The 18220-nt window shown below is 41.1% G+C and carries 16 protein-coding genes and 1 pseudogene; 10 read left to right on the top strand and 7 right to left on the bottom strand.

What is annotated here, in order from left to right:
- The first annotated feature begins 444 nt into the window (after positions 1–444).
- The gene (locus V7K50_RS28440) at positions 445–1812 is read left to right on the top strand and encodes an ATP-binding protein (RefSeq protein ID WP_334966026.1); all 1368 of its coding nucleotides are present in this window, start codon (positions 445–447) and stop codon (positions 1810–1812) included.
- An 85-nt stretch (positions 1813–1897) separates the two neighbouring features.
- Here V7K50_RS28440 and V7K50_RS28435 read toward each other — a convergent pair whose 3' ends face one another.
- The 3 genes from V7K50_RS28435 to V7K50_RS28425 all read right to left on the bottom strand — a co-directional run bounded on the left by V7K50_RS28435 (position 1898) and on the right by V7K50_RS28425 (position 5451).
- Positions 1898–2419 carry a hypothetical protein gene (locus tag V7K50_RS28435; RefSeq protein ID WP_334966024.1) on the bottom strand — a complete coding sequence of 174 codons (522 nt, stop codon included), beginning with the start codon at positions 2417–2419 and terminating at the stop codon, positions 1898–1900.
- 8 nt (positions 2420–2427) lie between these two features.
- A complete protein-coding gene (locus V7K50_RS28430) occupies positions 2428–3660 on the bottom strand; it encodes an AAA family ATPase (protein ID WP_334966022.1) in 1233 nt (410 codons plus the stop codon).
- A gap of 189 nt (positions 3661–3849) precedes the next feature.
- The gene (locus V7K50_RS28425) at positions 3850–5451 is read right to left on the bottom strand and encodes an alkaline phosphatase D family protein (protein WP_334966020.1); all 1602 of its coding nucleotides are present in this window, start codon (positions 5449–5451) and stop codon (positions 3850–3852) included.
- Positions 5452–5847: 396 nt separating this feature from the next.
- On the opposite strand from V7K50_RS28425, the pseudogene V7K50_RS28420 reads away from it, so the two are divergent.
- Positions 5848–6408: pseudogene (locus V7K50_RS28420) on the top strand (ATP-binding cassette domain-containing protein); the annotation flags it as partial.
- 2 nt (positions 6409–6410) lie between these two features.
- On the opposite strand, the gene V7K50_RS28415 reads toward V7K50_RS28420, so the two are convergent.
- On the bottom strand, positions 6411–7091 hold the full coding sequence (locus V7K50_RS28415; RefSeq protein ID WP_334966018.1) for a tetratricopeptide repeat protein: 681 nt from the start codon (positions 7089–7091) through the stop codon (positions 6411–6413).
- A gap of 652 nt (positions 7092–7743) precedes the next feature.
- Here V7K50_RS28415 and V7K50_RS28410 point away from each other — a divergent pair.
- Positions 7744–8070 (top strand): YbjQ family protein, encoded by a 327-nt coding sequence (locus V7K50_RS28410; RefSeq protein WP_334966016.1) that lies wholly within the window; start codon positions 7744–7746, stop codon positions 8068–8070.
- A 340-nt stretch (positions 8071–8410) separates the two neighbouring features.
- Complete coding sequence (locus V7K50_RS28405; protein WP_334966014.1) at positions 8411–9043, top strand: hypothetical protein; 633 nt, start codon at positions 8411–8413, stop codon at positions 9041–9043.
- Positions 9044–9133: 90 nt separating this feature from the next.
- On the opposite strand, the gene V7K50_RS28400 is transcribed toward V7K50_RS28405, so the two are convergent.
- Complete coding sequence (locus V7K50_RS28400; protein WP_334966012.1) at positions 9134–9406, bottom strand: hypothetical protein; 273 nt, start codon at positions 9404–9406, stop codon at positions 9134–9136.
- Between the two features lie 746 nt (positions 9407–10152).
- Between V7K50_RS28400 and V7K50_RS28395 the strand changes: the two genes are divergently transcribed.
- Positions 10153–10665 (top strand): DUF1499 domain-containing protein, encoded by a 513-nt coding sequence (locus tag V7K50_RS28395; protein WP_334966010.1) that lies wholly within the window; start codon positions 10153–10155, stop codon positions 10663–10665.
- 458 nt (positions 10666–11123) lie between these two features.
- Here V7K50_RS28395 and V7K50_RS28390 read toward each other — a convergent pair whose 3' ends face one another.
- Both V7K50_RS28390 and sufR read right to left on the bottom strand, forming a co-directional pair.
- Positions 11124–11384, bottom strand: coding sequence for a hypothetical protein (locus tag V7K50_RS28390; protein WP_334966008.1), 261 nt, complete (start codon positions 11382–11384; stop codon positions 11124–11126).
- 60 nt (positions 11385–11444) lie between these two features.
- The gene (gene sufR / locus V7K50_RS28385) at positions 11445–12128 is read right to left on the bottom strand and encodes an iron-sulfur cluster biosynthesis transcriptional regulator SufR (RefSeq protein ID WP_334966006.1); all 684 of its coding nucleotides are present in this window, start codon (positions 12126–12128) and stop codon (positions 11445–11447) included.
- A gap of 244 nt (positions 12129–12372) precedes the next feature.
- Here sufR and sufB point away from each other — a divergent pair, with 244 nt between their 5' ends.
- The 5 genes from sufB to V7K50_RS28360 all read left to right on the top strand — a co-directional run bounded on the left by sufB (position 12373) and on the right by V7K50_RS28360 (position 18173).
- The gene (sufB, locus tag V7K50_RS28380; RefSeq protein ID WP_099103157.1) at positions 12373–13812 is read left to right on the top strand and encodes a Fe-S cluster assembly protein SufB; all 1440 of its coding nucleotides are present in this window, start codon (positions 12373–12375) and stop codon (positions 13810–13812) included.
- Between the two features lie 105 nt (positions 13813–13917).
- Positions 13918–14709, top strand: a complete 792-nt coding sequence (gene sufC, locus V7K50_RS28375) for a Fe-S cluster assembly ATPase SufC (protein ID WP_334966004.1) — start codon at positions 13918–13920, stop codon at positions 14707–14709.
- Entirely contained in the window at positions 14709–16085 is a 1377-nt protein-coding gene (gene sufD / locus V7K50_RS28370) for a Fe-S cluster assembly protein SufD (protein ID WP_334966003.1), read from the top strand. Before sufC ends, sufD begins: the two co-directional genes overlap by 1 nt.
- A 14-nt stretch (positions 16086–16099) precedes the next feature.
- Positions 16100–17362 carry a cysteine desulfurase gene (locus tag V7K50_RS28365; protein WP_334966001.1) on the top strand — a complete coding sequence of 421 codons (1263 nt, stop codon included), beginning with the start codon at positions 16100–16102 and terminating at the stop codon, positions 17360–17362.
- Positions 17363–17783: 421 nt separating this feature from the next.
- A complete protein-coding gene (locus tag V7K50_RS28360) occupies positions 17784–18173 on the top strand; it encodes an agenet domain-containing protein (RefSeq protein ID WP_334965999.1) in 390 nt (129 codons plus the stop codon).
- The last annotated feature ends 47 nt before the right edge of the window (positions 18174–18220 follow it).

The following is an 18220-nucleotide window of genomic DNA, read 5'->3' as shown; positions in this document are numbered from 1 at the left end:
CAAAAATCTTTGGAGGAGTCCTATGGTAATTACACAAGTAAATTTTATAACATTTAATTATGAGTTATGTTACGGAAAAAGGGTGATGCTTGGGGCGGGCTACGCCTACGCTCAAGGATATTTTACCTTTATCTGAACAACGGTGGTGTGTTATTTAGGCATCTCTGAAAAATAGAAATTTAGCAGTACTACTTCTCTACAAGGGTTCTGGATAACTCTACAAATTGATAAATTCAGCTTTTTGGCGATTTTTGCGTAATTCCTAATTGGGATCAATTGTCCAGTATAGAAAAGCATGAGATGTCCTAACACCAGGAGTTTTGCAGCATAAGTGTAATTTTAAGCAGTAATCAGGGAAATATAAGTTTGATTAACTTTGCAATTATCGCAATGCTTGTTTGGGGTGTTACCAGAAATATTAACTCAACTTTAAGGATTGAAAGTATGCTGGCTATACATAGCATGACAAATGCTAATAATTTGAACTTGCGATTAGAGTCTACTTTACAAGAATTACCACTTTGGTCTGTTTACGTCGAGGCAGATAGTCCGGCAAATGATTTGAATACACTCTTTAAGCAAGAGCCTTTACTACCAGGAATTATCCTGGTGAAAAATCATGACTATCTGGGGATGATTTCGCGGCAAAGATTTTTTGAACACATGAGCCGTCCCTATAGTTTCCCACTATTTTCTAAACGACCTGCGATAAATTTGATTAATTCCCTTCAACCAGAGGTATGTGTAATTTCTGAGGATACGCCCATTGTAGAAGCAATTCAGGTAGCCTTGCAGCGAGTAGCTCAATTTGTATATGAGCCGATTTTAATAGAAACTCACTTAGGCAGCTATAAACTACTCGATTTCCATCAGTTACTTTTAGCTTACTCCCAAATTAATATTTTAACATTAGCTCAACTAGAGCAAGTAGAAGAGCAATCTAGAATCGCCAAAGCAGGTTTTCGTAACCTGAAGAATAACTATACCCGATTAATTCAGAATGAAAAAATGGCTGCTTTGGGACAACTCGTTGCTGGAATTGCCCACGAAATCAATAACCCTGTAAACTTTATCGCTGGCAACCTTGGTTATGCGCTCAATTACGCTCAAGATTTACTAAAATTAGTTAGTTTATACCAACATCATTATCCGGTGCCAGTGGCAGAAATTAAAGCTGCGATCGCTGAAATGGAACTAGAATTTTTAACTGCCGATTTCCTGAAGCTTCTTGATTCTATGAAGTTTGGTACTAAGCGTATCCAAGAGATAGTTCTTTCTTTACGCAACTTCTCTCGTCTCGATGAATCTGAGAAAAAAATAGTTGATATTCATGAAGGTATTGATAGTACTTTAATAATATTACAAAGCCGTCTAACGAATCAGCAAACAGGTCATACAATTACTATTATTAAACAATATGGAAATATCCCCTTAGTAGAATGCTACGCTGGGTTAATAAATCAAGTATTTATGAATATTCTAGCAAATGGGATTGATGCTATCTTCGAGAGTTTGGAATCAGGTTATTCAACTCTCAAATCACCATTAATTAGTATTCGTACTGAAGCCACAGATAATCAGCAAGTAGTTATTCGCATTGCTGATAATGGTACAGGAATTCCCAAGGATATACAAAAACGATTATTTGATCCCTTTTTCACCACTAAACCCGTCGGTAAAGGCACTGGATTGGGGCTATCTATCAGCTATCAAATCGTTGTCGAAAAACATTGTGGTCAACTGCAATGTATATCTACTGTAAAAGAAGGAACGGAGTTTATTATTACAATTCCTGTCCAACTTAATTCCTGAAAAGTTAGTTAAAAAACCTCTATTTTGGGCAAATAGAGATGAATAGCGATGCTTGGGGCGGGCTATAGATACGCTTAAGAATATTTTACCCTTTTGTTCGGCTGCTACGGCGCGTAGGTGGCTGTGGTGGAGGTGGTTCTTGAGATTTTAGCTTGTCATCATCAGTTAAAAATTCTACATGGAAACCCTTTTGGTGATAGTGCCAACCCAAGATGACAATACTAGCATCACCCATAGAAGTCTCTTGCACAGCCTGAATGGGAAATTGAGCCGCTAAACTTTTTAGTGCTGCTGCCTCCCAAAGCACAATCTGCTCACTAAAAGCCGCCCAAGGTGTCGTTTCATCAGCAGCATAAGTTATGATTTCGGCAAATTTTTGAGCTGTTGGAAACTTATTTATCGTGTTTATTTTAGCTTGTGCAATGTGATTACCTGTTTCTATAACACTCGCTAAAGGAAGTACCAGTGTTGTTGATTTGGCGATTTCTGCCTGAATTTTCTGATTTACGCGCTCAAAATTCCATTCATTATTACCAGCAGTTTCTCTACCTGGAACTTGTAACCAAACGCATAAAAGCGATGTATCGATTAGTAGCACCTTTCTCATATTACTAACTATTCATTATGAGAAAGGCTTCTTTCAATTGCACCCTTAGTTGTCATATCACCCAAAGAATATGACGCAAACAACTTAGAAAAATTATCAATCTCTTCTAAAAGTGTAAGCTTGCTTTCTCCAGTTTCTTTATCCCGGTGTGCGACAACCACAAAAGGAACTATCTCTGGGCTTAAAGCATCAAGTAAAGCTGGGTTATGGGTAGTAATTAAAATATCAATTTTTCTTTTGCTGCCAATTTCTCGTAGTATTCTTACCAGCAATTCTGCACGTGATGGATGAAAACCGTTATCTATTTCTTCAATTACTATTTGACTACTTTCTGGTCGGGTGAGTAGTGCTGTGATAATTGCTAGAAAACGTAAAGTTCCATCTGACATAGTTCTAGCATCAATTTCTGTAATATGACCAGGTTTCCATTCTTCCTGACAGTAAAGCATGGCATCAGTACCAAATCTACCAACTTTTTCTGCCCATACTTTTTGAATATCGCCTTCTGGGAAATCTTTGATGTAGGCTGATAGAATTGATTCTACTTCATTTTTTCGTTTATCGGTTAATGCTGCTAGGACACCTGCGATATTAGAAGCATCGCTTTCTAGGGTATCAGACAGTAGTGAATATGATCTCATTTTAGAAGGAATGGGGTTTAAAACAAAGGTTTTTTCTAATGCTTTAATAACTAAGTTAGTGATGTTCCTAATTCTTTTAGAAACATCATCAACATTCTTTAACTGATATTTTTTAGCAATTGTAATTACACCTGAACCTGTCGCTGTACCACTTCCTTCTAATGTATTCAATGCACTTCTAATGGGAATAAAACTATCTTTATCTTTGATTGAAAATTCAATTAATGAATCTGAATTTTCCACATCTAGTATTTGTATGAATTCTCTTATGACTATTACAACAGGTTGTGTTTGTATTTTGATTGCATATAGATAATCGGTATGTTCATCATCACCCTGAACCAGAAATTTTAATGTAAACTCAGTTTCTGGTTTAAGTGCTGCCCACTCCACACCACCTCGAATCGAGGAAAGTATTTTATCACCCGCCAAAGCTGCTTCAATATTCTGACCTTGTGTTACTCTTTGTAAAAATTCAAAAGCTTCAACCACATTAGACTTACCACTTGCATTTGTACCAATCAGAACAGTCAAGGGGTCAAGTGGAAGCTCTGCATAACGGAAACTTTTCCAGTTTTCTAAGATGAGTTGCTTAAGCATGATCAACTCCAAAACTCTACCTACTTCAATTTAGCTCCTATCAGTGGCGTTGGCAAAGCCCAACCCAGGCATCGCACAAGATTTTTCATCCTTCAACATCTCACGAAAAATAACAAAGCCAGCAGACAAAGTAAAAAATTGCGTAATTACTCTATCTAACTGGCTAAATTTTGCCGCACTTTTAGAGATTTATTTTTCTGGCGGTAAATCTACACTGTAAATAGTCTTCCCAGCCAAGTTACGCAATGTTACCGTCATCACCTTTGTATTTCTATCAATTTTGACTCCTCCAAAGAATTGCAAACCTTCACTTGGCGGTCGATTTGCTTTCGTACCTGGAGGAAGGCTTTGAAATATCAATTGTGGCCCAAAGGTATTTTCCAATTGGTTAGGGCCAAATGTGCCAGAGTTAAGCGGCCCAGCAACAAACTCCCAAAAAGGCTTAAAGTCGGTAAATTGTGCTTTAGCGGGGTCGTAATAGTGGGCTGCTGCGTAATGTACATCAGCAGTTAACCAAACAACATTCTGGATATTTTTGTTTTTGATAAATCGTAGTAAATCGGCAAGTTCTAGTTCTCTTCCTAAAGCTGGGCCATCTCCATTAGCCCAAGCTTCAAAATCAGTGCTACCGTCTTTAACTATCAGTCCCAAAGGCATATCACTAGCAATCACTTTCCATGTTGCTTTTGATGACAACAATTGCCCTTTCAACCATTGCACTTGTGTTTTACTCAAAAAGTCTGTTTTTTTACTTGGTACTGGCTGATTATTGGGACTATTTGGCCCCCGATAGGTGCGCTCATCCAGCATGAAAATGTCTAGTAATGGTCCATGCTCAAAGGAGCGATAAATTTTCGCTTTCTCTGGATTATTGCTTGCATATCCAATAGGCAGATATTCTAAAAATGCTTGTCTTGCTCTTTCGGCTAGCAAGTTAACATCCTTAACTGTATAACGGTCATCGTTGAGGATAATTTGCCCAGGATACCAGTTATTCCTAGTTTCGTGGTCGTCCCACTGCGCCAATATGGGAACTTCAGCATTGAAACGCTTGATGTTTTCATCCAGCAAATTGTATATATAGTTGCCACGAAATTCTGTGAGAGTTTCTGCTACTTTTGATTTTTCTGGTGTGGTGATGTTTTTCCAAATAGTGCCGTCGTCTAAAGTCACTTCTGATTGAATGGGACCGTCAGCATAAATATTATCGCCAGAATGGATGAAAAAATCGGGATTAAGTTGGCGCATAGTTTCGTAAATTTTCATCCCACCAAAATCAGGATTAATACCCCATCCTTGACCGGCGGTGTCGCCACCCCAAACAAAGAATACATCTCGTCCAGATTTGGCGGGAGTTCGGAAACTACCATAAAAAGGAGCGCTGCAAGTACGTTGATAATCTAAATCTTGGAAAATCACCCGATAAAATAATTTTTGGTCTGGTGGTAGATTCCTCAAACAAAGCCGTGCAGTGAAGTCGCTATTTTTTAAAGCATTAGGCCCCACAACTCGCTGCACATTGCGAAAAGATTCGCTGGTAGAATATTCTACGATCATTTTGGCGGGGCGATCGCTCCGACTCCAAATCACAATGCTATCGTTACATATATCTCCGCTTGCTACACCATAAGGTATGCCAGGACGCATTTTATCAGAGGTGACAATTGCAGGTGCTTGGGCAAAAGCTGGTGATTTGGTTACGAGATTTGTAGAAATAATTCCACCGGCTGTAATAGCTGAACGTAGCAAAAACTGTCTACGGTTGAGCTTCAATGAGTGATGAGATTCCATACTAAATAATAGCAACCTTAAACTAAAGTATTACACGATAAGTGTTTACCACACCCTGTGATGGCAATGAGTAAAGATTGAGTTATCTAAGGGTTAATAAAATATATTTAGTTTGATGTCATCAGAATGGTAGTGTTAATCATGAAATGGCCTCAGCAAATTTATCCATGACCGAAACAGAAAAGGAATAGAGCAACTAAATTTATTTAGGGGGATTTTAATTTTTAATTAGGAGCGTTCGCTTAGTGTCTGGGAAAATATGGAACTGCACGGAAGACTACATCATACTGGTAACCCGCAGCGACAAAAATTAAACATCTCCAGAAATTAAATATGCGTCACCCAGAACCCTTTTAGAGACGTAGCAATGCTACGTGTCTTTTTCGGAGATGTCTATTGATTAATCAATGGCTAGAGTATGTTGAGCTAGCACAAAAACGTGATGATTTGGTAAAAACCCTGTCTGGGGGTAGGAAACGACGGTTGCAGATTGCGAGAGCTTTATTGCATCAACCGCAAATTTTGTTTTTGGATGAACCAACGGTAGGACTAGACCCCCAAACCAGGCGACGCCTCTGGGAAATTATTCGAGATTTGAATAAACAAGGGATGACGATGCTACTGACGACCCATTATATGGATGAGGTCGAATTTTTGTGCGATGTTTTCGGCTCCACCAAGCCAGGACGTATTGGTATTATGGATAGCGGTAAGCTGATTTCTTTGGGAACTTTACAACAGCTGCGTTCTGCTCACGGTGAAGGTTTGGTGATGAAACAATTAGGTGTGTCTGATGTGGGAAGTGATGGCGCTCGTAGTTGGGAATATTTGTTTTTCCCATCTTTGGCAGCAGCGAATATCTAGTTGAATTAACAGCCCGATAAAACCGGAATGATGGTGCGTCCCTCTAATCTGGAAGATATTTTTGTGGAATTAACGGGACGCCAGTTAGATTAACCTCATCCTCCTAACTGTCGCAGCATGGCTTCTACTCTATCCACGCCTTGTGAGTCATTGCGGCGCTTGTACAAGTCACGGGCTTTCTGAAGCAAGCTGTTCGCTTGTTTGGTTTGTTGTCGCTGTTTATACATCGAACCCATTAATTCATAAGTCTGGGCGTTGTTCTTATCCAACTCGATTGCTTGTTCATAAGCCCAGGTAGCTGCACTATAGTCTCCCATACGCGATTGTGTTACAGCCAATCCTAAATAGGCGTTAACGTTGTTACGGTTCAGCTGTATGGCACGACGATAACCTTCCTTTGCCCCAGGTGTATCGCCCAAATTGGCTTTAATATAACCCACAGCGTAGTAAAAATCACTGTTGTTAGGGTTGATAGCGATCGCTCGACGATAAGCTGTTAATGCTGCCTGGTAATTTCCCTGTTGAGCGTATAAATACCCAATACCTGAATGAATTTTAGCATTCTTGGGGTCTAAACTAGCTGCTTGCTGATAAACTGCGATCGCACCACCATAATCACCAGCATCCACTAACCTCCGTCCTTGCTCCAGTAGTTGCTTTAACTCTGGGTTTTTGCCTTGTGCCACTAATACCTGAGCCTGAGCTACTGAAGGTATGGTGAAGGCAAAACATCCTAGTAACACCACACTAAACACGAATGATGTTGGCTTGTACACAGTAAATTTCCTGAAATTTTAGAGAACTTTTTTCTTGTACATTAAAACAAAAATATGGACTTTTGGAAACTGTATTTATTCGTATTCATTAAGATGTTAATACTTCATTGCCTTTCCTTTACAATCAACACTACATGACAGAGTTTTTACTGAGAAATGAAGTGTCAGCTATCCAGGCTCAGATGACCTTACTCTACATATAAACCAGTAGAATAGCAAAATAACACATTTTTTAATCAGTAGTTATACGTGTTAATCGGAGAATCCCAACAGGTATCTGAATAAATCCTAAATGTTGATGTGCCGAGCTTACAGGGTTTGACATTCATTCCTGTTTTTTATTTCATTTAAGAATTTGCTAACTCTGTATGCAATTTTTAGTCCTTGATACTACCTTTTTAGAAGTCATCACCCAGGCGTTCACATCTTTTTTTGTCATTACACGTTAAGATAAATTTTATAATTAAAATGTTCCTTTAATTCCTGTTTACCATTAAAGAAAATACTCAAGCTCAAAGCGCAATCTAGAATTGTGTGCCAGGATGTTTATCAAAACTGTATTCTGTAATCAAAGTTACAATTGCTCAAGTATTTTGATAAACACTTTAATAATAAATATCAACATACTATATCCTATCTAGGAGGTTAATTTGTGATTATAACTACCACTGATGTAATTCAAGGAGCCGTCATTGAGTCATATTTAGGCATTGTGACAGCAGAAGTAGTCTATGGTAGCAATTTCTTGCGGGATTTTTTGGCTGGTATTCGAGATATTATCGGTGGACGCACTGGTAGCTATGAGCGTCTATTTGAGCAGGGTCAACGCAAGGCACTACAAGAATTAGAACAACGGGCACAACGTTTAGGAGCAAATGCTGTAATCGGGATTGAAATTGATACTGGCACAATCAATCTTGACCAGTCAGGAGTTCTTTTGCTGATTACTGCCACAGGCACTGCTGTGAGGATGCGTTAATTTTTGATTATCCTTACTTTTAATAATCATTATAAAGTTTTAAATTAAGTCTAATTGCATACAGAATTAAAGCTTGTTTATCAGAGCTAGCTAATAAATAGTTGTATTTTGATTTAAGACTCTTTAGATGGAGAATTTAGAGAAAATTATGAGGATATAAATAAATACTAATATGTATTAAAAATTATTAAGCCAGTCTATTTTTTATTACTAAAGATAGACCTATTAACTATCTCTATTGATAGAGATAAAAGTAGATGATTTAGTTTGTAATTTTTAAGTATAAACATGAATATACCTGAGATAAAGTTTGCTGAAACAGCATTGGAGAACATCAACTATGTCATACGTAAATCGTACAGGTAATGACGTTATTCCTACTGAGTCTGTAGTAGCAGGTAGAGTAGCTGAATATCATGATCTTGTTCGCTGGGGGCCAATTATTGCTGGTTTGTTGGTTTCTTTAGCCACTCAATTAATTTTGAGCGCTATAATTGGTGCGGTTGCGGCAGGCACAGTTGAAGGTTCAGGCGCACCCAGAACAATTGCCCCTAACGCTGCGGGTAATGCGGGGCTTTGGTCAACTATCGCGTTACTAATTTCCCTATTTACTGGTGGTTGGGTTACAGCCCGTGCTTGTGGGCCGATGAACCGCAATACAGCTCTTCTCAACGGTGCAATTCTTTGGGCAACGACTTTGGCTGTTAGCTCATGGCTGTTAGCAAGTGGAGTATCTGGTGCTTTTGGTGTTGCTGCTTCTAACGCTGGGGAAGTCATAAACCAGGTACAACAGCAAGGTGGGGTTAATGTACCACAAGCAAACATCAGTGCCCAACAAGCTCGTGAAGCGGCATCTAATTTACGTTCGGGATTGTGGTGGTTTGTGTTTGGTTCTTTGTTGGCTTTAATAGCCTCAATGATTGGAGCCGTAACTGGAACTCGTAGTCCTCGGACTAACAATTACAATGCTTAAATAATTGTTTGGCTATAATCTGCATTTTTTTTCAACAGTAGTACATACTCCTGTGGACTCAGTTGAAGCAAGCATCTACGCTGAGGTCAACTAAGATACTTTTGGTTGCTGCCATAGGATGAGTTTCAATTCAGAGCAGTTGTAAGCTCCATTAATGATTTGATGTTCGTGGTCAGCTAACCAATCATAAATTTGTGCAGCTTTTGCTAATGCTACTTTTTCTGAACGATAAAGCTGAGGAGTAGGGCAGTAGGCTTGGCCATTGATGTGTATAGCTGCAATCTGCCAATAGTCGCTGTATTCACCCTCTGGTACAACGTCTAAAAATCCGTTATTGTAAGACTCGATTATTCCTATGTTCATCTACAACCATCAAACTTTCTAACGTTGGCCACAACAAAACCGATACCAGGCAATTCAACCGAGTTAAAGCTGGAATCACTAGGGAATGCAGTCGCAACCCTTGTTAATGATTTTGGGTTCGTAGTCAATGAAAATCTGAATTATTGGTCACTTTTTGGCTTTATTTCGTTATTGCCAGCAATAATGGCAAGAGGAATATGCAGAACTAAGTAGAGCGGCGTGAATAATTCAAGGTTTGTAGTGTTCGCGCAGCGTCTCGTAGAGAGGACTTTAGTCCTGAAATGAGCGATGGAGCCGCTCACTACGAACTAATCTCAATATTTTTACATTAGTTAATCTAGTTTGATTTATTCTCACCGACTTACTTAGTACTTTATCAAGCTAGTAATGAAGAGTTTGTAGTAAGCACTTTAGTACTTAGGATATAGCGTTTCTCGCTTACGTGAGGTACACCCGTAGGGGCACGGCATGCCGTGCCCCTACACCTTGCGATATAATTTTGTACCGCATCTGAATGGGAACCGCTATATAAGGACTTAAGTCCTTACTACGAACTCGCTTAACCATGAATTTAAACTTGAGAGACCACTAGTAGTCTGCCACCCAAAAATGTGCTTGTGAAGGTTGGGGAAAGGGCAAAAGATAAAACATCTTTCCCTTTTACCTAAGCGATAACGCGCAGCACTCATCCAAAAATGACCGAAAATAAGGTGAGTACTATTTAAACCTTGAGGCGTAAATTTATCATGTCCCGTCTGCTAACAGCGATACCTACGGTGGGCTACGCCTACGCACAACGACTCTTGTTGAGTGTCACTTTTGCAATACTCCTAACTTTTATTAGTAGTTTCATACTTACTGGGGCTACTTGGGCTGCTTCTTCTATCTTGGGAGTTGATAATGGTCATCTGAGTTCTTGTCCGGCTTCAAACAACTGTGTTGTCAGCCAAAATGCAGATGAAAAACACGCCATTGACCCGATTCCCTATCATATAGACCGCAAAGCAGCTAAAGAAACCTTGCTAAAAGTTCTCAGCGTTGTTCCTCGTACAGAAGTTATAGAACAGAAAAATGATTATATCCATGCTCTTTCTAAAAGCCGCATCTTCCAATTTGTTGATGATGTAGAGTTTTATTTACCTCCCAATGAGTCAGTAATTCATCTGCGCTCGGCATCTCGCGTGGGAGAGTCTGATCTCGGTGTCAACCGCCGGCGTGTAGAACAAATTCGTTTGGCTCTACGCGATTTAAATATTTGATTAATGCGAGTTCACTCGATAAAACACGAGTTGAACTGCTGTAATCGCAGTAGTATTCTCAAAGAGAACCCCGACTTGTGGTGATAAGTCGGGGTTCTGGGTATTAGTTTATATAAACGGGAGCATCTCATACCATTTCTTTGTGAGGCTGCGCCAAATTTTCTTTCTTTGTGCCCTTTGCGCCCTTTGCGGTTCGTTCCTTATGTAGTTTGGCGCATCTTTATACAGAATTGGTATCAGTTTTGCAAATATACTTGGCGATTAGAAATCGTGGCTACACAAACGTACTCTTTTGGAGAACCCGAAAGATAGGCCGCCTGCGCGGACTTAAGAAATTGGAAACCCGCGTAGGCGGGTAAAGTCTCGTGTAGCCGCGTACTCCTACGGAGAAGCAAGCTACGCGCCAGCGTGCCGGAGGCTCTATTCCATTCGCTAGGGCTTTTTACTCTAATCCTAATTCACCATTTCAAATATGAATCTTCAATTCCTTGCTCACGTCGAATTTTGCCATCTTTTTCAAACCAAGCAATTACTTGCTGTGATGTCAAATCTTCAATAGCAACGCCGTACTCTTGGGCGATATGCTTTAAAAGCTTAAGTGATGAAATTGTCAATCTTGTTAAAAACTTTTCTGGAGAAGACAACAAAGCCGCATCTACTTTTGCTGACTCTTCCAGAGTTAAAAATTGTGCTGATGGTTGCTGTGGTATTACGTCCATAAACGCTATCTCAAACTTAGTTGGGCATGGGGCATGGGGCATTGGGTATTAAAAAAAGGACTAATGACGAACTTGTACTAAATAGCCACAACGATGTTCGCCATCAATAATCCAGTGGGTGCGTTCTACGGTACAATCAGGTAATACAGCAGCAAACATTTCTAATTCGTGACCACAAATGCTGGGGAAAGATTCGGCAACGTTAGAAATGGCGCAGTTATGCTCTATAAAAATAAAGCGATCGCACTCAAAGCTGTCATTCACATCAACAGGGTGATACTCGGCCATGAAGCCTTCCGCTTTTCTCAATTCTACTAAGTTGGCTACCCGTTCTCGCAGTGAACCGCTACCGACGCGATCGCGGTACTCTAGAGCTTTGCGCTGCCACTGTTTCTCTAAAATCGATTTAAATTGATCGTGTCCTACCGTTTCGGCTAAGGTGTCTAGCAGCGAAACCGCGAAATTGCCGTGGCCATCACCAAAGCGATCGCTCATTGTTCGGTGCAAGCGATCGCGTCCTTGACGACTCAGTTGATAAAGGTGCTGCGGCCGCCCCATACCCGCCGCCTGCATTGATGTCGAATACAAAACTAGCTCCTCCGTCTCCAAGTCCTTGAGGTGGCGACGAATCGCTTGGGGGGTAACGTCTAAAACTTCAGCTAGCTCCAAAGCCGTTGCTTTTTCGTGTTTGTGCAGATACTCAAGGATATCTTGCTTGGTTGAGGACTGGTGGGTAGTCGCCATCTTATGGTTGGTGCGAGGCGTTCAGCGAACGTCCCAAAAATTTCTTTGAAAATTTGACTTTGACAACATTGTTGTTGTTAATCTAGCGTAAAATGAAGATAGGTTAAACAACAAAGCTGTTGTTTTAGTCTCCACAACTATTCTAGCAGCCGTGTAACCATTGCGTAACCTGATATGGGAATCGAATAAAGATAAAGTCCGTCTCCCATCCTAAAAGAGTTCAGAACACGAGAGATTATTACTGATGAGTGCCACTGTCAAAACCTTAGTCAACCAACCCTACAAGTACGGCTTTATTACTGATATTGAGGCCGACACTATTCCGCGTGGACTAGACGAGGACGTTGTTCGCTTGATCTCCTCTAAGAAGAACGAGCCGCAGTTCATGCTGGACTTTCGCCTCAGAGCTTATCGCCAGTGGCAAAAAATGACGGAACCAACTTGGCCGAATGTCAAGTATCCGCCAATTAATTATCAGGATATCATTTACTACTCAGCGCCGAAACGCAAGAAAGAAAAACTAAACAGTTTGGACGAAGTTGATCCAACTCTTTTAGAAACCTTTGAGAAGTTAGGCATTTCCCTATCTGAACAGAAGCGACTGGCAAATGTCGCCGTCGATGCGATTTTCGATAGCGTCTCTGTCGCCACTACATTTAAAGAAAAGCTAGCGGAAGACGGCGTTATTTTCTGTTCGTTTTCGGAAGCGTTGCAAGAACACCCGGAATTAATCAAAAAATACCTGGGTAGCGTTGTTCCCATCGCTGACAATTATTTTGCCGCCTTGAACGCTGCCGTATTTAGCGATGGCTCTTTTGTCTACATTCCTAAAGGCGTAAAATGCCCAATGGAACTGTCTACCTACTTCCGCATCAACTCTGGTGATACGGGACAATTTGAGCGGACTTTGATTGTCGCCGAAGAAGGTAGTTATGTTTCTTACCTCGAAGGTTGCACCGCACCGATGTATGACAGTAACCAGTTGCACGCTGCTGTTGTGGAACTTGTCGCCCTCGACAACGCCGAAATTAAATACTCAACTGTCCAAAACTGGTACGCTGGAGATGCCAACGGTAAAGGCGGTATTTACAACTTTGTCACCAAGCGCGGTTTGTGTCAGGGCGTAAATTCCAAGATTTCTTGGACTCAAGTCGAAACAGGTTCGGCAATTACTTGGAAATATCCTAGCTGTGTGTTGGTGGGTGATAACTCTGTGGGTGAGTTCTACTCGGTGGCGCTGACAAATCATCAGCAGCAAGCTGATACGGGTAGTAAGATGATTCACGTTGGGAAGAATACCCGCAGTACAATTATTTCTAAAGGAATCTCCGCAGGTAATTCTAGTAATAGTTACCGGGGTTTGGTGAAAGTTAACCCGACGGCTAAAGGGGCGAGAAATTATTCTCAGTGTGACTCAATGCTGATTGGGGATAATGCCCATGCTAATACTTTCCCTTATATCCAGGTGCAAAATAACGGTGCGAAGGTGGAGCATGAAGCTTCTACTTCTAAGATTGGGGAAGATCAGTTATTTTACTTTGCTCAACGGGGTATTTCTTCGGAAGATGCTATTTCGATGATGATTAGCGGCTTCTGTAAGGATGTTTTTAATCAGCTCCCGATGGAGTTTGCTGTGGAAGCTGATAAGTTGTTGAGTTTGAAGTTGGAAGGCAGTGTTGGATAAGTGGATGCAAGGATAAACACAGGGACATCGGTGTTCTGTGTTTATCTTTTGGAAGAATGACGAACCGCAGAGGCGCAGAGAGCGCAGAGAAAGAAGGGAGAGAAGATGATTATTGAGAATAGTGAAGTTGTGCTGTCTGTACGGAATCTGACGGCTAATGTTGATGGGACACCGATTCTTAAGGGTGTGAATCTGGATGTGCGATCGGGTGAAATTCATGCGATTATGGGGCCGAATGGTTCTGGTAAGAGTACTTTTTCTAAGGTGTTGGCTGGGCATCCGGCGTATGAGGTGACTGGCGGTGAGGTGATTTTTCAAGGGCAAAATTTGTTGGAGTTGGAGCCGGAGGAACGCGCTAGAAGTGGTGTATTTTTGGCGTTTCAGTATCCGTTAGAAATTCCGGGTGTGAGCAATTTGGATTTCTTGCGGGTGGCGTACAATTCCCGGCGCAAGGCGCAAGGTTTAGAGGAAATAGACGCTTTTGATTTTGACGATTTGATTGAGGAAAAGCTGGATGTGGTGAAGATGAATCCCAGTTTTCTCAGTCGCAGTTTGAATGAAGGGTTTTCTGGTGGTGAGAAGAAACGGAATGAAATTCTGCAAATGGCTCTGCTAGAACCAAAGTTGGGAATTTTGGATGAAACTGATTCGGGTTTGGATATTGACGCGCTCCGAATTGTGGCGAATGGGGTAAATCAACTGGCAAGTCCAGACAATTCGACAATTTTGATTACTCACTATCAAAGATTACTCGATTATATTGTGCCTGATTTTGTCCATGTGATGGCACAGGGGCAGATTATTACGAGTGGTGGTAAGGAACTGGCGCTGGAATTAGAGTCTCGCGGTTATGACTGGGTGCTGGAAGAATTTGCTGCTGCTGAGGTGGGTGTGTAATGAATATTCAAGTATCTCCTAGTCCAATACCTAATTCAAATGCAGTCAGTTTGACATCGATGTTAGATAGAGATGATTATCTGACTGGGTTGTTAAATCAAGTAATTCCAACTAAAACAGAAGGTTGGTTGCAGGAATTACGCCAAAGTGCTGCTAATTGGGTACGTCACTCAATTATCCCGACTACCCGCGAGGAAGAATGGCGATTTACTGATTTGTCGTCTCTACGAAAGCTGCAATTTAATGTAGAGGCGGGAAATTTTGCGTCTGTCGCGTCTGTAGAATTTGATATTTTGCCAGAGGCGGCTAATAGTCGTTTGGTATTTGTGAATGGCATTTTTGCACCGGAGTTATCAGCAGTTTCAGATTTACCATCTGGAATTGTGGTGAGTAATTTGGCTGGTTTGTCTGCGGTTGAGCAGGAAGGTGTGCAGCAGTATTTAGCTCAAGCTGAGGGAGCGCAGGAAGTTTTTACTGCTCTCAATACGGCTGGGATAACTGATGCAGCTGTGGTATGGGTGAAGAAGAATGTGGTAGTTGAAACGCCAATTCATTTGGTGTTTATTTCAGGTGAGACGCTGACAATCTCGCAGCCGCGTTGTTTGGTGGTGGCGGAAAGTGGTTCGCAGGTGACGTTGGTTGAGGAGTATACGAACCGCAGAGGCGCAGAGAGCGCGGAGGAAGAGGGAGTATATTTTACTAATGCGGTTACGGAAGTTTGGGTTGGTGACAATGCTGAGGTGAGCCACACTAGGGTTGAGTGGGAAGGTGCAGAGGCTTTTCATATTGGGAAGACTGCGATCGCACAAGCTCGTGATAGTCGATATACTTGTCATGCCATAAGTTTAGGTGCAAAGTTGTCGCGGCACAATTTGGAGATTTTGCAAACTGGTGAGCAGACACAGACTACTCTCAATGGTTTGACGGTGATTTCTGGTAAGCAATTGTCTGATACTCACAGTGCGATCGCACTTAACTATCCTCACGGTACAAGTGACCAATTGCATAAATGTATTGTAGGCGATCGCGCTCATGCGGTGTTCAATGGTAAAGTTTTTGTACCCAAACTAGCGCAGTTAACAAATGCATCCCAGTTGAATCGCAATTTGCTGCTATCGTCTAAAGCCAGAGTTGATACCAAACCCCAATTGGAAATTACGGCGGATAATGTCAAATGCGCTCACGGTGCTACTGTTAGCCAATTAGAAGATGACGAAATATTCTATCTGCAAAGTCGGGGAATTGATGAAAACGATGCACGGAAGTTGTTAATTAACGCCTTCGCTGCTGAAGTTATTAACCAAATACCGATTCCGTCTCTGCGAGAAATCCTTTTAAACACAGTGAATAATCTCAAGTCCCTGACTAATGAGTAATAACTAATCTACCAATGACTTTTACTCCTACCAAAACCCTTGCTGATAAAGTTCGCGCTGACTTCCCGATATTGCATCAGGAAGTCAATGAGAAACCCTTGGTTTATCTCGATAATGCCGCGACATCGCAAAAGCCTTTGTTCGTATTAAATACCCTGCGGGATTATTACGAGCAATATAATGCTAACGTGCATCGAGGTGCCCATACCCTGAGTGCTAAAGCTACTGATGCTTATGAAGGTGCTAGAGATAAAGTTGCCAAATTCATCAATGCTGCATCACGTCAGGAAATTGTTTACACCCGCAACGCAAGTGAGGCGATTAACCTAGTCGCTTATAGTTGGGGCATGAATAATTTGCAGCCGGGAGATGAAATTATTCTGTCGGTGATGGAACACCACAGTAATATTGTGCCTTGGCAATTGGTGGCACAAAAAACGGGTGCAGTACTGAAATTTGTAGAATTAACACCAGAAGAAACTTTTGATTTGTCACAGTTTAAAAAGCTGATTTCCGAAAAGACAAAGTTAGTGTCAGTGGTGCATATTTCTAATGCTTTGGGTTGTATTAATCCAGTGGAAGAAATTGGTGCGATCGCTCACAGCTACGGTGCTAAATTCTTAGTAGATGCTTGCCAAAGTGTTCCCCACTTCCCTATCGATGTCCAACAAATAGATTGTGATTGGTTGGTAGCTTCCGGCCACAAAATGTGCGCCCCAACTGGCATAGGATTTCTGTATGGCAAGTTGGAAGTGTTAGAATCAATGCCGCCATTTTTTGGTGGTGGTGAGATGATTGCAGAGGTGTATTTAGACCATTCTACTTATGCAGAATTACCGCATAAATTTGAAGCTGGTACACCTGCAATTGGAGAAGCGATCGCACTTGGGGCTGCAATAGATTATCTTAGCAGTATTGGCATGGATAAAATTCACGCCTACGAAGCCGAATTAACGGCTTATTTGTTCCAAGAATTAGAGCAAATTCCCCAAATTAGAATTTACGGCCCCAAACCAAATGCGAAAGGAGAAGGTAGAGCCGCTCTTGCGTCATTCACCGCCGGAGAAGTCCACGCCAACGACTTATCTACATTATTAGATCAAGAAGGCGTTGCGATCCGTTCTGGACACCACTGTACTCAACCATTACACCGTTATTTAGGTCTTGCTGCAACCGCACGAGCAAGTCTATCTTTCTACAATACCCGCGAGGAAATTGATATTTTTATCAAAGCACTGAAAGAAACTCTGGACTTTTTTGCAGGTTTCCCTGCTTAAAGTTACAAAATATTCACATACTAATTGTGCCAACTATCAGCAATATATCTTGCTAAGTAGGTAGGCACAATTAAACCAAACTACGTAAACTTATGTAAAGCACCAGGAAGGCTTTGAATATAGGCTTTTAAGGGATTTATATTTCTTAATATAGTTGGATTTTTTAGCGCCCACCTACTTAATAAGTTGGGCACAATTTAATTATCTGGATTCTTTATAGGAGTAACTAAAGTGTCATACAGGTTTTTTACCCTGAAATGTCACAGTGCTAACTTCACATATCGCGGTGGAAATTCCTAATTTTTGCTGAGGCGATCGCTAAACTAATCCCATAAAAATAGTAACAGTTAGTTGCAAATTTTGAAGTAGATTTCTATAAATCATCATCAAAATTCGGTTTTACTATTTGAAGATAAAAATCATGAAAAACAAAGTATTGTTTAGTGCCATCTTTATGGCAACTTGGGTAGGAACATTGATTCCCAGTGCTTTCGCGGCTTCACCCTGTTCTGTGGGACAAAAGGCTGAGGTTCTTTGGAAGCAAGCATGGTATCCGGCAACAGTACTTAAGGTTAATGATGATAAGTGCTATATTACCTACGATGGTTATGATAGTTCCTGGAATGAATGGGTTGGTAGTAGACGCTTCCGGGCATCATTTCAAACTGGAGATGCAGTCAGAATTTTGTGGAAGGGAAAATGGTATCCAGGGCAGGTTTTAGAAGTTAGTAACAATCTTTATAAAATTACTTATGATGGCTACGATAGTTCTTGGGATGAGTGGGTTGAACCTTCTAGGGTAAGTAGATAGGGAATATTTCACTTTTATAAATTGGGAGGGACGATTTCATTTGTTGG

This window comes from Nostoc sp., assembly GCF_036917135.1.
In the GTDB taxonomy this organism is placed as follows: domain Bacteria; phylum Cyanobacteriota; class Cyanobacteriia; order Cyanobacteriales; family Nostocaceae; genus Nostoc.
Note: the sequence above shows the minus strand (reverse complement) of the source record. Positions and strands in the feature narration are given on the sequence as shown.

Bases quoted from the DNA above. Each gene is read 5' to 3' on its own strand.
- V7K50_RS28440 (WP_334966026.1), top strand. From the start codon at position 445: ATGCTGGCTATACATAGCATGACAAATGCTAATAATTTGAACTTGCGA.
- V7K50_RS28435 (WP_334966024.1), bottom strand. From the start codon at position 2,419: ATGAGAAAGGTGCTACTAATCGATACATCGCTTTTATGCGTTTGGTTA.
- V7K50_RS28430 (WP_334966022.1), bottom strand. From the start codon at position 3,660: ATGCTTAAGCAACTCATCTTAGAAAACTGGAAAAGTTTCCGTTATGCA.
- V7K50_RS28425 (WP_334966020.1), bottom strand. From the start codon at position 5,451: ATGGAATCTCATCACTCATTGAAGCTCAACCGTAGACAGTTTTTGCTA.
- V7K50_RS28405 (WP_334966014.1), top strand. From the start codon at position 8,411: ATGTCATACGTAAATCGTACAGGTAATGACGTTATTCCTACTGAGTCT.
- V7K50_RS28400 (WP_334966012.1), bottom strand. From the start codon at position 9,406: ATGAACATAGGAATAATCGAGTCTTACAATAACGGATTTTTAGACGTT.
- V7K50_RS28395 (WP_334966010.1), top strand. From the start codon at position 10,153: ATGTCCCGTCTGCTAACAGCGATACCTACGGTGGGCTACGCCTACGCA.
- V7K50_RS28390 (WP_334966008.1), bottom strand. From the start codon at position 11,384: ATGGACGTAATACCACAGCAACCATCAGCACAATTTTTAACTCTGGAA.
- sufR (WP_334966006.1), bottom strand. From the start codon at position 12,128: ATGGCGACTACCCACCAGTCCTCAACCAAGCAAGATATCCTTGAGTAT.
- sufB (WP_099103157.1), top strand. From the start codon at position 12,373: ATGAGTGCCACTGTCAAAACCTTAGTCAACCAACCCTACAAGTACGGC.
- sufC (WP_334966004.1), top strand. From the start codon at position 13,918: ATGATTATTGAGAATAGTGAAGTTGTGCTGTCTGTACGGAATCTGACG.
- sufD (WP_334966003.1), top strand. From the start codon at position 14,709: ATGAATATTCAAGTATCTCCTAGTCCAATACCTAATTCAAATGCAGTC.
- V7K50_RS28365 (WP_334966001.1), top strand. From the start codon at position 16,100: ATGACTTTTACTCCTACCAAAACCCTTGCTGATAAAGTTCGCGCTGAC.
- V7K50_RS28360 (WP_334965999.1), top strand. From the start codon at position 17,784: ATGAAAAACAAAGTATTGTTTAGTGCCATCTTTATGGCAACTTGGGTA.